Origin of the sequence: Microtetraspora sp. NBRC 13810, assembly GCF_030268685.1 — a bacterium.
In the GTDB taxonomy this organism is placed as follows: domain Bacteria; phylum Actinomycetota; class Actinomycetes; order Streptosporangiales; family Streptosporangiaceae; genus BSRQ01.
Genome location: NZ_BSRQ01000007.1, coordinates 70,320 through 83,725, shown reverse-complemented (window position 1 = coordinate 83,725; position 13,406 = coordinate 70,320). Strand labels below are relative to the sequence as shown.

General features: G+C 73.3%; 16 protein-coding genes. 10 read left to right on the top strand and 6 right to left on the bottom strand.

From position 1 onward, the window contains the following. Position 1: 1 nt before the first annotated feature. Positions 2 to 2,647 carry a WD40 repeat domain-containing protein gene (locus tag QSK26_RS15975; RefSeq protein WP_285775921.1) on the bottom strand — a complete coding sequence of 882 codons (2,646 nt, stop codon included), beginning with the start codon at positions 2,645 to 2,647 and terminating at the stop codon, positions 2 to 4. Positions 2,648 to 2,828: 181 nt separating this feature from the next. After that, complete coding sequence (locus QSK26_RS15970; protein WP_285775920.1) at positions 2,829 to 2,969, bottom strand: hypothetical protein; 141 nt, start codon at positions 2,967 to 2,969, stop codon at positions 2,829 to 2,831. Positions 2,970 to 3,228: 259 nt separating this feature from the next. Between QSK26_RS15970 and QSK26_RS15965 the strand changes: the two genes are divergently transcribed. Continuing rightward, on the top strand, positions 3,229 to 3,585 hold the full coding sequence (locus QSK26_RS15965) for a YybH family protein (protein ID WP_285775919.1): 357 nt from the start codon (positions 3,229 to 3,231) through the stop codon (positions 3,583 to 3,585). Between the two features lie 272 nt (positions 3,586 to 3,857). Here QSK26_RS15965 and QSK26_RS15960 read toward each other — a convergent pair whose 3' ends face one another. Beyond that, on the bottom strand, positions 3,858 to 4,463 hold the full coding sequence (locus QSK26_RS15960; protein WP_285775918.1) for a DinB family protein: 606 nt from the start codon (positions 4,461 to 4,463) through the stop codon (positions 3,858 to 3,860). A 20-nt stretch (positions 4,464 to 4,483) separates the two neighbouring features. Continuing rightward, the gene (locus QSK26_RS15955; protein ID WP_285775917.1) at positions 4,484 to 4,843 is read right to left on the bottom strand and encodes a VOC family protein; all 360 of its coding nucleotides are present in this window, start codon (positions 4,841 to 4,843) and stop codon (positions 4,484 to 4,486) included. A 72-nt stretch (positions 4,844 to 4,915) separates the two neighbouring features. On the opposite strand from QSK26_RS15955, the gene QSK26_RS15950 reads away from it, so the two are divergent. The 6 genes from QSK26_RS15950 to QSK26_RS15925 all read left to right on the top strand — a co-directional run bounded on the left by QSK26_RS15950 (position 4,916) and on the right by QSK26_RS15925 (position 9,322). After that, positions 4,916 to 5,962, top strand: coding sequence for a sigma-70 family RNA polymerase sigma factor (locus QSK26_RS15950; protein ID WP_285775916.1), 1,047 nt, complete (start codon positions 4,916 to 4,918; stop codon positions 5,960 to 5,962). Positions 5,963 to 6,062: 100 nt separating this feature from the next. Continuing rightward, positions 6,063 to 6,926, top strand: a complete 864-nt coding sequence (locus QSK26_RS15945; protein ID WP_285776169.1) for an NAD-dependent protein deacetylase — start codon at positions 6,063 to 6,065, stop codon at positions 6,924 to 6,926. Positions 6,927 to 6,975: 49 nt separating this feature from the next. Beyond that, positions 6,976 to 7,203: a hypothetical protein gene (locus tag QSK26_RS15940; protein WP_285775915.1), complete on the top strand. Its 228-nt coding sequence runs from the start codon at positions 6,976 to 6,978 to the stop codon at positions 7,201 to 7,203. 1 nt (position 7,204) lies between these two features. Continuing rightward, entirely contained in the window at positions 7,205 to 7,693 is a 489-nt protein-coding gene (locus QSK26_RS15935; RefSeq protein ID WP_285775914.1) for a Clp protease N-terminal domain-containing protein, read from the top strand. 92 nt (positions 7,694 to 7,785) lie between these two features. Then, entirely contained in the window at positions 7,786 to 8,706 is a 921-nt protein-coding gene (locus QSK26_RS15930) for an SDR family NAD(P)-dependent oxidoreductase (protein WP_285775913.1), read from the top strand. A 16-nt stretch (positions 8,707 to 8,722) separates the two neighbouring features. Next, positions 8,723 to 9,322: a nuclear transport factor 2 family protein gene (locus QSK26_RS15925; protein WP_285775912.1), complete on the top strand. Its 600-nt coding sequence runs from the start codon at positions 8,723 to 8,725 to the stop codon at positions 9,320 to 9,322. A 367-nt stretch (positions 9,323 to 9,689) separates the two neighbouring features. Here QSK26_RS15925 and QSK26_RS15920 read toward each other — a convergent pair whose 3' ends face one another. Beyond that, entirely contained in the window at positions 9,690 to 10,220 is a 531-nt protein-coding gene (locus QSK26_RS15920; RefSeq protein ID WP_285775911.1) for a helix-turn-helix domain-containing protein, read from the bottom strand. A gap of 263 nt (positions 10,221 to 10,483) precedes the next feature. Here QSK26_RS15920 and QSK26_RS15915 point away from each other — a divergent pair, with 263 nt between their 5' ends. Both QSK26_RS15915 and QSK26_RS15910 read left to right on the top strand, forming a co-directional pair. Next, positions 10,484 to 10,969 (top strand): DUF6194 family protein, encoded by a 486-nt coding sequence (locus QSK26_RS15915; protein WP_285775910.1) that lies wholly within the window; start codon positions 10,484 to 10,486, stop codon positions 10,967 to 10,969. Between the two features lie 65 nt (positions 10,970 to 11,034). Further along, entirely contained in the window at positions 11,035 to 11,874 is an 840-nt protein-coding gene (locus QSK26_RS15910; protein WP_285775909.1) for an SDR family oxidoreductase, read from the top strand. Between the two features lie 20 nt (positions 11,875 to 11,894). Here the strand turns inward: QSK26_RS15910 and QSK26_RS15905 are convergent, their stop codons facing one another. Next, positions 11,895 to 12,398 carry a hypothetical protein gene (locus QSK26_RS15905; RefSeq protein ID WP_285775908.1) on the bottom strand — a complete coding sequence of 168 codons (504 nt, stop codon included), beginning with the start codon at positions 12,396 to 12,398 and terminating at the stop codon, positions 11,895 to 11,897. Positions 12,399 to 12,569: 171 nt separating this feature from the next. Between QSK26_RS15905 and QSK26_RS15900 the strand changes: the two genes are divergently transcribed. Continuing rightward, positions 12,570 to 13,109, top strand: coding sequence for an EF-hand domain-containing protein (locus tag QSK26_RS15900; protein ID WP_285775907.1), 540 nt, complete (start codon positions 12,570 to 12,572; stop codon positions 13,107 to 13,109). Positions 13,110 to 13,406: the final 297 nt, after the last annotated feature.

Here is a 13,406-nt window from a genome sequence, read left to right as displayed (position 1 = left end):
TTCACATGAGGGGATCCACCCGGGTGACGCCGTCGAAGCCGCCCGCGTAGAGGCCGCCGGATCCGCCGGTCAGCGCCAGCGGGACGCCGGGCAGCTTCGCCTCGCCGACCAGGACGCCGCCGGGCAGCAGCCACCGGCGTACCGCGCCGTCCTCGCAGCCGACGGCCAGCACGTCGCCGTCGAAGCGAAGCGAACGGACCGCGCCCGGGTTGCCGCGCAGCACCGCGACCCGCGCGCCGGTCTCCGCGTCCCAGACCAGGACCAGGCCGTCGTGGCTCCCGGAGGCGATCACCTGCCGGTCGCCGAGCGTCCCGCAGGCCAGCGCGTACACCGGTCGCGCGTGCCCGCGCAGGGTCAGCAGGGGGCGGCAGGTCGCGGCGTCCCAGGTGCGGACCATCCGGTCATACCCGCCGGAGACGATCCGGCCGCCGCCGGTCGCGACCGCGGTCACGCCGCCGTCGTGCCCGAGCAGCCGCCGCCGCGGCGCGCCGGACCGCGCGTCCCACGTGCGCACCGACCGGTCGGCGCTCCCGGACACGAGCACGTCCCCGTCGAAGGCCAGCGCGAGCACCTGCCCGGTGTGCGGGGTGAGTACGGCGAGCACGCCCAGGTCGGGCAGCCGGTGAACCCGTACGGCACCGCCATCCGTGCCGCACACCAGACGCCGGGCCCCCGTGCCGTCCGCCACGAAGGCCAGCGAGGTGACCGCCCCATCCGGCCACACCGCCTCCCCCTCCACCCCTCCATCCGCCACCCGAAACACCCGAACCCCCCCATCCCGAAACCCCACCGCCACCATCCCGTCGCCCCCACCCACACCCACCCCTACAGCCACCGTCCCGACAGCCCGCGACTCGCCGCCGCCCGGTCCGGCGGTGGTTGGGTGGGCGGTGGGCGTTGTGGTGGCGCCTGGTCCCGGCGCGCGCCCGGTGGTGGGTGTTGTGGTGGAGCCCGGTCCCGGTGCGTTCGGCGTGGTGGTGGCCGGGGCGGGGGCGGGTGGGGTGGACGGGGCTCCGGCGTGGGTGTGTGGTTCGGAGCCGTGTGCGTCCCAGATGCGTACCGTGTCGCCGGCGACGACGATCAGCGGCTTTCCCCCGGCGGTTCCCGTCGCCAGGGCGGCGGGCCAGTCGTCGCCCGCGGGCCACGACGCCACCGGCTCCCCGGTGAACGCCTCCCAGGTCCGGATGGTGCCGTCGAACGAGCACGAAGCCAGCGTCGGCGTCCCGGCAGGGCCGAAGAACGCCAGCCCGGTCACACTCGCCTCGTGTCCGGTCAGGGTCCACAGTTCACGGCCGGAGTCCGCGTCCCAGATCCGGACCACCTGGTCGCGCCCCGCGGCGGCGATCATCCCGTGCCCGGCGGCGACGGCGTTCACCCAGCCCGAGTCGCCGTCGAAGGCGTGCACCAGGTAACCCCCGGCCGCGTCGTGCACCCGCACCACGCCGTCGTCTCCGCCGGTGACGACCAGGGCCCGCCCGCCCTGCGAGAAGTGCGCCACCGCGTTGGCCGCCGTCGGGAACGGCAGGCGGCCGACCCGGCGAGCCCGGGCGTATGGGGGAGCCGGACCGTCCCGATGACCCTGATCGCTCCGGTGGTCGTGGTCGTTCCGGTGATCGCGGTCGTTTTGGGGACTCTGGTTGTCCTGGTGGTCGTGGTCGTCCCAGTGATCCTGGTCGCTCCGGTGGTCGTGGTCGTTCCGGTGGTCGTGGTCGTTCCGGTGGTCGTGGTCGTCCTCGGGACCCTGGCCGTTTCGGAGATCGCGGTCATTTCCGGAACTCTGGTCGTTTTGGGGGGCGCGATCGTCTCGGGAAGCCTGGTTGTCTTGGGGAGCCCGGTCGTTCCTCGGCTGTCTGGTCGCGGGGTCCACCGGCCAGGCCAGTACGCCCCCGTGACCGGCTGAATAGACGAGATCCCCGTCGCCCGCCAGCCCCCAGACCGGCCCGCCGTGCCCGAGCCGCCCGTGCAGTCGCTGCCGCGTGCCCGCGTCCCACACCCTGATCACGTGATCGTCACCGCCTGCGGCCACCAGGTCGGCCCCCGCGACCCGGCCCACCGCCACGACCCTGACCGCCCCGCCCGCCTCCGCCAGCGGCACCCCGCGCCCCCCGCGCGGCGAATGCGGCACCCCTGCGATGGGTCCCGGGGTGTGCAGGCTCAGCGTGTGGTCGGGGTGTGCGACGGCGAGGAGCAGGCCGGCGCCGAAGGCGGCGGCGCCCGGCCGGCCGGGCGCCGTGTCCGGTGTGATCCTCTCCGTCCGGTGTGCGAGTCGCGGCAGCCCGTCCGGCGCCGAACGCTCCGCGCCGGACCCCACCTGCACCACGAGGGCGTCCAGGATCCGGAAGACCGGCCCCAGCCCGAGCGCGCCGGCGTCGTCCCAGGCCATCGCCATCGTCCCGGACGGCTCCGCGTCGGCGACCTCGAGTTCGCGCAGCGTCGAACCGGCGGGGACGCGCGGCGGCCCGATATCGGGGAACCCGGCCGCCCTCAGCCCGTCCACCAGCCGCGGCCACACCACGGGATCCAGCTCGGCGGACCAGGTCTCGACCCCGCCGCCGCCCATCCGGTCCAGCCGGGCGCGGCCCTCCGGCCACACCGTGAGCAGCACCGGCGGCGTGAGCTCACTCCCGAGACGATAGCGAAGGGGCACCCGAGGCACCTTACTCCGCCCGATCCCGCACGGATGGCCGCCCGCTCAGCCGCCGGGCCCGAGCACGGTCAGCCCGGCCCCGGGCACGATCAGCCGCCGACCCCGAGCCCGCTCAGCCGCCGACCCGGGGCCCGCTCAGCCGCCGACCCGGGGCCCGCTTAGCCGCCAAGCCTGAGCACGGTCAGCCGTCGGGCCCGAGCACGGTCAGCCGCCGGGGGCACGGTACGCCCCAGGGCGCGACCGTAGGCGGCGACGCCGCCCCGGCGGCGGGGGTACGCCGGTCGTCGCGCAGCCGGTCGGCGAACGCGCGGGTGATCGGCACGTCCCTGGTCGCGTCCCAGGGGGACCAGATGGACGAGGGCGGACCTGAGCACCCTGCGGGCGGCGGGCGGGTCGATCCAGAAGTTGAACCCCTGGGCTGCCCTGCCATGCCGTCCTCCGCTCGGCGGCGGGTCGCCGGGGCCATGGGCTTCACGCTGAAGTCGCCCAAAGGATCTCCCATGGCACGAGCACTCCGGTCGCCCCGCCCGTGCGGCGGCCTGGCATGCGGCGCCTCCGGCGGGGGGCGGAATACTACGGCCATGGACTTCCGAGCTCATGCCGACGCCTGGCTGGCCGCGTGGCAGGCGCGTGACCTTGACGCGATCATGGCCTGTTACGCGGAGAACGTCGATTTCGTCTCCTCCACCGTGGTACGCCGGTGGGGTCGCGCCGACGGCCGGTTGCACGGCAAGGCCGAGCTGCGCAGGCACTTCGAGCTCGGGCTGGAACTCGCGCCGGACCTGACCTTCACCGAGGAGGCGCTGCTGACCCGCCCCGGCGGCTACGCCCTGCTCTACCGGCGGGAGAACGGCAACCGGGTCCTCGACGTCGTCGAACTCGACACGCACGGCCACGCCGCCCGCGTCAACGCCTACTACGAACACCAGCAGCGCTAGCCCCGGCCCTCCGTCAAGGCGGGCCGAGGGGCTCGGTGCCGGAACGGGTTCTCCTCGTCATCGAGGTGGCTGGACACCGTCGCCGGCCGCCACGACGATCTCCCGCACGCACGCCGGCGAGTAGCCCCGGCGGGCAAGGCGGTGAAGACGGCGTCGAGGATCGCCCGCCGCCCGCCGCCCGCCGCCTGCCGACGCGCCCTCGCGCGGCCCCGGGCAGGCCCCGGCCGCCGCCCCTGACATCTCCCGAGGCAGGGACATGTCAGGGGCGGCGGTCAGCGTGGGCCGAAGCTCTGGGCGACGCGTTCGAGCTCGCTCCGGTAGTCCGCCCACCACGCCTGGCCGGCGACGGCCGCGGGGTCGTCGCCGGCGTGCATCCCGGCGGCCCCGTCGATCAGTTCCCGGACGATGTCGGCGTGCCCGGCGTGCCGGCCGGTCTCGGCGATCATGTGGACCAGGATCCGGTGCAGCGTGGCCCGGCCGTACTCCGCGGGCCACCACGGCACGTGGCACACGGCGTCCAGCCCCAGCGCCTGCACGGTGGCGTCCGCGTGCTCCCACGCCCGCCGGTACAGGCCGACGACGTGCTCGCGGGACTCCTCGGCGGTGGCCCACATGTCCGTGTTCGGGGCGAAGGCGTCCGGTGCCAGGTCGGGACGGAACCAGGGGACGTGTTCCTCGAAGTGCCTGCCGTACACGTGACCCAGGTACAGCAGCTCGACGCCGGTCAGGTGCTTGACCAGGCCGAGCAGGTTGGTGCCGGTCGGCGTCAGCGGCCGGCGGATGTCGCGTTCCGGCAGCCCGTCCAGCTTCCACAGCAGGGCGGTGCGGGCGTCTCGCAGGTAGCGGTGCAGATCGGCTTTGAGATCCGCCTCGATCATCGTGTCCCGCCTTCCGGCTGTCACGGGCCCAGCAGGCCGACCGCGTTGCCGTCGGGGTCGGTGAACACCGCCATCCGCCCCAGCCCGGGCAGGGTCTGCGGATCCAGCGTCCGGCCGCCGCCGAGTTCCTCCGCCCGGGCGAGCGCCGAGTCGACGTCCTCCACCCGGAAGTAGACGACGATCCCGGTGTAGGGGGCGGTCGCATCGGCCTGGCCGATGCCGCCGGTCGGAGGTCCGTCCTGCGCGCCCACCAGCGCGTAGGACTCGTCGAGGACGTTCACCGGCCAGCCGAACATCTCCTGGTAGAAGCGGCGGGCCCGGGCGGCGTCGGGAGAGGAGATGTCGAACCACGCGGGCGCGTGGCGGGGTCCGGTTGTCATGGGGTCCTCCTGGTGGAAGTGGTCGGGTCCGGTCGGAGGGAGGACTTGCGACGTGGGGCAGAATCGTCGTTCGTGAGCGAAGTTTTTTCCGCGTCGGCCGTGGACACGGCGACCGAGAGCGCCGATCTGGCCCGGGCGCGCGACGGGGACGGCGGCGCGTTCACCCGCCTCGTGGAGCCGCTGCGCCGGGAGCTGCACGCGCACTGCTACCGCATGCTCGGCTCCACGCATGACGCCGACGACGCCCTGCAGGACGCCCTGCTGCGGGCATGGCGGGGACTCGGGCGCTTCGAGGGCCGCAGCACGCTGCGTTCGTGGCTGTACACGGTGGCCACCCGCACCTGCCTGGACATCGTGCACAACCGCGGCCGGCGGGCCCTCCCGATGGACCTCGGCCCGGCCAGCGACCGCGCCGTGGTCGGCGACACCCCGCTGACCGACGTCGCCTGGCTCGGCCCCTATCCCGACGCGGGCCTCGGGTCCGGCCCGGCCACGCCGGACGCCCGCTACGAACAGCGCGAGGCCGTCGAGCTCGCCTTCGTCGCCGCCCTGCAGCACCTGCCGGGCAACCAGCGGGCGGCGTTGCTGCTCTTCGAGGTCCTCGGCTTCTCCGCGGCCGAGATCGCCGAGACGATGAACACCTCGACCACGTCGGTGAACTCCGCGCTGGCCCGCGCCCGCAGGATCGTCGCCGAGAAGATTCCCTCGCCCACCCAGCAGCGGACGTTGCGCGACATCGACGACGCGCGGCTGCGGGAGATCGTCGCGTATTACTCCGCCGCGCTGGAACGCGGTGACGCCGACGCCCTGGTCGCCCTGCTCACCGAGGACGTCACCTGGTCGATGCCGCCGATGCCGCACTGGTACCGCGGCATCGAGGCGGTGACCGACTTCGCCGTGCGGGTGCCGCTCACCACGTGCGGCTCGTGGCGGCACCTGCCCACCGGCGCGAACGGCCAGCCCGCCGTCGCCTGCTACCTGTGGAACGACGACGCCGGCGCGCACCTCGGCTGGTCGATCAACGTGCTGACCCTGCGCGGGGAGCACATCGCCGGGCTGACCTCGTTCATCGGCGGCGACCACTTCACGACCTTCGGACTGCCCGCCTCACTGCCCTGACGGTCGCACCCGGTCTCGTCCGGTCTCACCGGGGTTCGCCTGTGAGGGGTGCCGGCCGAGGCATCGGCGGGCGTCGGGCACCATGGGTGATGTGACTCAGGTGGTGGAGGAAGACGAGACTTCGGGAGCGTCGCCCGGCCGGGCGTTCAGGCGGCTCAGCGAGCTGGTCGCGGACGGCGGCGTGGTGGTGCTCAGCGGGGCCGGCCTGTCGACGGAGTCCGGCATTCCCGACTACCGTGGCGAGACCGGGCGTGCGCGGCGGGCCGAGCCGATGACCTACCAGGCGTTCGTCGGCGGCGCCGCGGCCCGCAGGCGTTACTGGGCGCGCAGCCACCTGGGCTGGCGGCACGTCGCCCGCGCGGCGCCGAACGCCGGCCACCGCGCGGTCGCCGAGCTCCAGGACCGCGGCCTGATCGACGGCATCATCACCCAGAACGTCGACGGCCTGCACCAGGCCGCCGGTGCCCGCGAGGTGATCGAGCTGCACGGCAGCCTCGACCGGGTCATGTGCCTCGGCTGCGCGCGCCGCACCTCGCGCGAGGAGCTCGACCGGCGCCTGCGCGCGGCCAACCCCGGCTGGCACGCCCAGGTCACCCGGATCAACCCGGACGGCGACGCGGTCCTGCCGGACGACCAGGTCGAGTCCTTCCGGATCGTGGACTGCCTCGACTGCGGCGGCCTGCTCAAGCCCGACGTGATCTTCTTCGGGGAGAACGTGCCGCGCCCCCGCGTCCAGGACTGCTTCGACCTGACCGAGCGCGCCCGCACCCTCCTCGTCCTCGGCTCCTCGCTGACCGTCATGTCCGGCTTCCGCTTCGTACGGCACGCCACGAAGTCCGCCGTCCCCGTGGTGATCGTCAACCGGGGCCCGACCAGGGGCGACGACCACGCCGTGGTGACCCTGGACGCCGCGCTCGGCGTGACCCTCACCGCCCTGCTCGCCGACCTCGGCCGGGCGCGCTGACGGGCGGCCCGCGTTGATCGATCATTCATAGTCAACTAAGGTTGCTAGTATGTCCGTGGAGAACCCCGTCCCGCCGGATCCCGCCGACGCGCTGGCGGCCGTGGCGGCGCTGAGACGCCTGGCCGACCAGATCGAGGACGCCGCCGTCGAGCAGGCGATGCGGACGGGGTGGAGCTGGCCGCAGGTCGCCGAGGCGCTCGGGGTCACCCGCCAAGCGGTGCACAAGAAGCACGCCAAGCGGCTCATCGCCGCCGGGGTCGAGCTGAGGAGACGCTGACGTGAGCGCGGTCGACAGAATGATCCAGGCGATCATCGAGCGGGGTGCGGACGAGGCCCTGGCGGACGGGTCGGCGGCGATCGAGGCGCACCATCTCCTGCTGGCCATCGCCGCGCACCCGGAGGGCGGCGCCCGCCAGGTGCTCACCTCGGCCGGGCTGGACCGCCGGTCGATCCGTGCGGCGCTGGACCGCGAGTTCGAGCACAGCCTGGCCGCGGCCGGGGTGTCCTCGGCCGCCTTCGGCCTGCCCCGGCCGAGCAGGGGGCCCGACCGGCCGGGCCAGCTCGGAGCCTCGGCCAGGCTCGCGCTCGAACGCGGCTTCGCGACCGCCGCCAGGAAGAAGGACCTGCGCCCGGCGCACCTGCTGCTCGGCATCCTCCAGGCCCAGGCCGGCACCGTGCCGCGCGCGCTCGCCCTGGCGGGCGTCGACCGGGACGGCCTGACCACGCGTGTCCGGGCCGCGCTCACCGGCGAGGACCGAGCCTCATAACCCCTGGTTATGGCGAGAGGTCTTGGACCCGGTGATCCGGGTGTCCGCACAATGGCGGCTGTGCGGGCAACCGGATTCCACAAGGAGCAGGAATGACCCAGGAGCCGTCCAGGCGCAGGATTCTCGCGGGCGGGACCGCCGGCGCGGTGACGCTGGCCGCCGGGGCGCTCGGCGCCGCGCCGGCCGCCGCCACGAGCCCTGACCGGAGTCCCGACCGGAGTCCTGACCGGAGCCCAGACCGGGCCGATCCCCGCGGCCGGTTCGCCGGGAAGGTCGTCCTGATCACCGGGGCCACGTCCGGCATCGGCCAGGCCACCGCGTACGAGATGGCCAGGGAGGGCGCCCGGGTGTTCTTCTGCGGGCGGCGGGAGGAGCTCGGCCGGCGTCACGAGCAGGCGATCCGGGCGTTCGGCGGCGAGGCCGCGTACATGCGGGCCGACGTGTCGAGGGAGCCGGAGGTGCGTGCCTTCGTCGCCGAGTGCGTCCGGCGGTACGGGCGGCTCGACGTCGCCTTCAACAACGCCGGCGTGGAGAGCCCGCGGGCCGCGCCGCTGCACGAGCAGACGCTGGAGGACCTTGAGAGGGTCTGGCGGATCAACACCGCCGGCGTCTTCGCCGCGATGAAGTACGAGATCCCGCACATGCTCCGGCAGGGCGGCGGGGTCATCGTCAACACCGCGTCCATCTCCGCGGAGGTCGGCTTCGCGACGATCGCGCCCTACAACGCCAGCAAGCACGGGGTCGCCTCGCTGACCAAGGTCGCCGCCCTGGAGTACGCGGACAAGAACATCCGGGTCAACGCGCTCGCCCCCGGCGCCGTCGACACCCCGATGCTCCAGCGGGCGGCCAGGGCCTTCGGCACGACCTACGAGGAGATCGCCCAGGACTACCCGATCAAGCGGATCGTGCGGCCGGAGGAGATGGCGCGCGTGGTCATGTGGCTCGCCTCCGACGACGCGAGCGCCGTGGTCGGCACCGACATCGACGCGTCCGGTGGCTACCTCACCGGCTGAAGGAGGACTGGACGCCATGCGATCCCCCGCCACCGCGGCCCTGCCCGCCGCTCTGCTCTCCACGCTCCTGCTCGCCACGCCGCTGCTCTCCGCCTGCGCGGCGGAAGCACCGCCCGCCGCCGCGCCGCCCTCGGAGGCCGCGCCGTCGTCGGGTTCCGCGCCACCATCGGATGCGCCACCATCGGACGCGGCGCCGTCGTCGGGTGTCGCGCCGCCGTCCGGGGCCGGGGCGCCGTCGGACGGCGCGAGTCCGGCCGCGGCGGCGGTTCCCGCGGCCCACCGGGACCTGGTCGGCCGCTTTGTCGACGCGATCAACCGCGGCGCCGCCGCCGAGGTGGGCGCGACCTTCGCGCCGGACGCCCGCTTCGACAGCGTCGGCCGGATCTACGACGGCCGCGAGGAGATCATGGACAGGTTCCTGGTCCCCGAGGTGATCGACGCCGGCGGCCGGTACACGCTGCTCACCCTCACACCGGGGGAACGGGGCAGGGTGATCGCGGAGTACGACTTCGCCACCGGGACCGGGGGCAGGGAACACTTCACCTACGACTGCGCCGTGTCCGCCTCCGAGCCCACCTCCGCGTTCACCGACTGCGTCGGCCGCTACGTCGGCTGAACCGGGCCCGTCAACGCCGGGCCCGTCAACGTCGGGTCCGGCAGGCCGCGGCGGTTCGCCGGTTTCACCCCGGAAGGGGAGCGAGATGTTCGGACAGCTCAGCAGCGACAGCCCAGCCCTGGCGCCCCGGTGCCCGGCACCGATCGCGGCCGACGGCCCTACCGCCGTCAGCCGATCTCCTTCCTCAATCTGTCCAGCCGGGAGATCAACCGGCGGCCGGCGTCCTCGCGAACGGCGCCACCCCCGTCCCGGCCGTCGAGATCGACACGGTCGCGGTGTTTTACGCCCATGTCGCCACGCACCGCACGACCGAACCCATCCTGGCCCGGGCGCTGCTCGACGTCGCGGGCGATGGGGCGGCGGGCGGTCAGGGTGGGGGCGGGGTCGGGTAGCGCACGGTCACGACGGCTTCGACGTCGCCGTCCGGGGCGTCGTACAGGTGCGGGACGTCGGCCGCCCAGCGGCCGTGCCCGCCCGGGCCGACCACGAGCGGGGACGTGACCTCGCCGACGCGCGCGGTGCCGCCCAGGACGATGATGTGCTCCTCGGCGCCGGGCGGATGGGCGGGCGACTCCTGGAGCGTCCCGGCGCGGATGAGGATCCGGAAGACCTCGGTGACGGCGGCGGCGTCCTCGTACCGTTCGACGAGGACGGCGTGCACGGCGTCGCCCGAGATCCCGGCCCGTGCCACCGCGGGCGGGAGCACCGCGCTGAGAGGGGTGCCGAGCGCGGTGGTGAGCGCGTAGAGGGTCTCCAGGGTGGGGTTGCGCCGGCCGGTTTCCAGCTCCGACAGCGTGCCCTTGCCGATCCGCGAGCGCCGGGCCAGCTCGGACAGCGACAGGCCGCGCTCGGTGCGGATCTCCCGTATCCGGCGGCCCACCTGCTCGGCCACTTCCATGGGTCCTCCCTGCACAGGCGGCGTGGACAGGATCCCAGTGTTCCACGACGGAAGATCGCTCCCGGGCCGGCGGATCGTGGCCGCCGGAGTGAGCTGCCCCCGGGCGGGGGACGTGGCGGGCGGTCGTTCATCCCCGATTTGAGGGTTGGGCGCCCGTGTCCAGGGACTTGTACGCCGCTTTCCGGCGAAAGTGCCAAAAGGAAGTTGAATGAGAAAATTGAAGGCAGAGCCAGTGCCCGATATCGAAAGGGGTTCATCCTGTCATGACCGAGGACGAGATCATCGAGTACGTGTCCGGCCTGCCGGGGACGGTCGCCACCACGGCGGCCGAGGGCGACGGCTCCCCGGAGATGGCGTGGGGAGACTCGTTCTTCTTCTACAACCCCGGCGGCGACGGCGTGCCCCAGGGCCAGTTGCCGTACGCCACGATCGTCACCAAGGACTACGAGGGATTCGACTCCGCCTCCGACCTGAACCGGCCCGGCGTCTTCCGGCTGAACATCGCCGTCGGGCGTGCCAGGTTCCAGGAACTGGTCGGCTTCCCGCCCGCGGCGCACGAGGACCACCGGCCCGGCATCGACTACACGGTCCTGGACCGGATCCTCCCGCACCCGTTGTACGCCACCCAGTCGTGGATCTGCGTCCTGAACCCGGGCGAGGTCACCGGCCCCCAGGTGCACGCCCTGCTCGGCCAGGCGCACACGCACGCCGCCCGGCGCCACCGTCCCCAGGAGCGGCCGTTGACCTGAAGTCTTGTTGAGGTCCTACCGTGGTGGGCGCACGATCACCACTGACGGCAGGAGAAGTACGACCCATGATCCTCGTGACCGGCGCGACCGGGAACATCGGCAGCGCCCTGCTGGGACAACTGCACGCGGCCGGGTGCGCGCCGCTGCGGGGGCTGACCCGTGACGCGGCGCGCGCCTCGTTCCCCGCGGGCGTCGAGGCCGTCGAGGGCGACCTCGCCCGGCCGGACTCGCTGGGGGCCGCGCTGGACGGAGTGCGTTCGCTGTTCCTGCTGCACGGCATGGGCGCGGAGGCCGACGTCCTCGCGGCCGCCGGGAAGGCGGGCGTGGAGCACGTGGTGCTCGTGTCGTCCATCACGGTCCAGACCCATCCGCACCTGGCGGCCGCCGGCGAGAACCTGGCCGCCGAGCGGTCGCTTCAGGACAGCGGCATGGCCTGGACGATCCTGCGGCCCACGCAGTTCGCCTCCAACGCGCTGTGGTGGGCTCAGGAGATCCGCGACCACGGGGCGGTCCGGGTGCCCTACCCGGATGTCGGCCTGCCCGCCGTCCATCCCGCGGACATCGCGGCGGTGGCCAAGGTCGCCCTGACCGAACCGGGCCACCACGGGCGGACGTACGCGCTGACCGGACCGGAACGGATCACCCCCCGGCGGCAGGTCGAGGCCATCGCGGCGGCCGCGGGGCGGGCGGTGTCCCTGGTCGAGGTCGACCCGCGGGAGGCGCACCGGGAGATGGCGGCCTTCCTGGGGGACGAGACCGCCCGCGCGGTGCTCGACCTGATGGGCGGGGACGTCAACGACGAGCTGCTGAAGGTGCGCGACACGGTGCGGCGGCTCACCGGCTCCCCGGGCAGGTCCTTCCAGGAGTGGGCCGCGGAGAACGGCGCCGCCTTCGCAGCCGGCTGATCTACACTGTAAAGGCGATCTCACGGTCCAGAGGGACGACGCCACGCGGTGAGCAGGACGACGGCGACCGTCACGACCGCGATGACCAGCCCGTTGCCGAACGCCCACAGCACCGCCTGCCCGCGGACCACCTCCGCGGGCACCGCGGCGTCACGGAACGTGGGATTCACCCGCGTGATCAGCGCCACCTTCGTGAACACCCCCAGGGCGAGGCATCCGAGGGCGGCGTTCCAGGCGCGGCGCACCCGCGGCGGCGCGTCGCGGCCGAACCGCGCGCGCAGCACGACCGCCAGGACCAGGCTCACCGGAGTCCAGGGCAGGTAGTAGTAGACGGGACTGCCGGCGGCGAACTCGCCGACGAGGCTCCCCGGGCGAGGGTCGGCGATCAGCTGCGGGTTCCAGACGATCGCCTCGTAGAGGTTCCCGAAGAGCCACATGCACAGCAGCGCCGTGATGCACACCGACAACGCGCTCGTCCGCCGCAGCAGCCGCGGGGACACCTCGTGAACCTCGGGCCGTGGCATGGCGCCATTCTCCACCCGAAGGGCGCCGCTCCCCACCCCGGTCGCCGCCGCTCGACCATCCGGCAGCACAAAAGGATCTCGAATACTCATTGTGACGATATGACTCTTTTAAGTGACATAAGGGGGTATGCACCGGTTTGTCACGTTAGATGCTTCCGGAAGGACCACCACATGGCTACGACCAACCCGGCCGATCTCATCTTCGGCAAGCTCTTCGACGCCGTGGACACGAACCACGACAACTACGTCGAATACGCCGACTACCAGCGCATCATCGACCGGTACACGGCGGGCTACAAGCTCACCGGCAGCGACCGCAGGGCGCAGGCGCTCAAGGCGGCGTACCTGACGCACTGGCAGGAGCTGACCCGATCGGCCAACGGCAGCCAGCGCCTGGACAAGAAGGCGTTCGTCGCCGCGTACCGGCAGGCCACCACGGACCCCTCCCGGTTCACCATGATCGAGGGCCTCGTCCACGCGATCTTCGATCTCATGGACGCGGACGGCGCCAACGAGATCGGCAAGGAGGAGTTCGCCAAGTACGTGAAGCTTTCGGGCAGCGCCATGCCGGACGCCATGGAGAAGTTCAGCGCGATGGACACCGACGGCGACGGCATGGTCAGCCGCCAGGAGTACGTCCGGGCGGCGCGGGAGTTCCTCCTCGCCGGCGACGCGAACGCGCCGGGGGGCACGATCTTCGGGCTCGTCTGACGGTCCCGCCCGGCTCCACCTGTGACACGTCCCCTCGGACGCCGCCGGCGGCGTCCGAGGGCCGGACGCCCCGTCTCCCGGCCAGGGAAGGCGGGGCGTCTCCATGTCCCCGGCCGCCCAGAGAGCCGAGACACGGCGCATTGACTTCCCGGTTCCGCTGTGAGGTATATGAGCGTATGGTTGCGCCCTTACGTGGCCGCCGCCGGTCGATGACCGCCGCGGCGTTGACCCTGGCCACCGCCTTGTCGCCGGCCGTCGTGCCGGCCTCACCGGCTCATGCGGTGAACCCGCTGGACA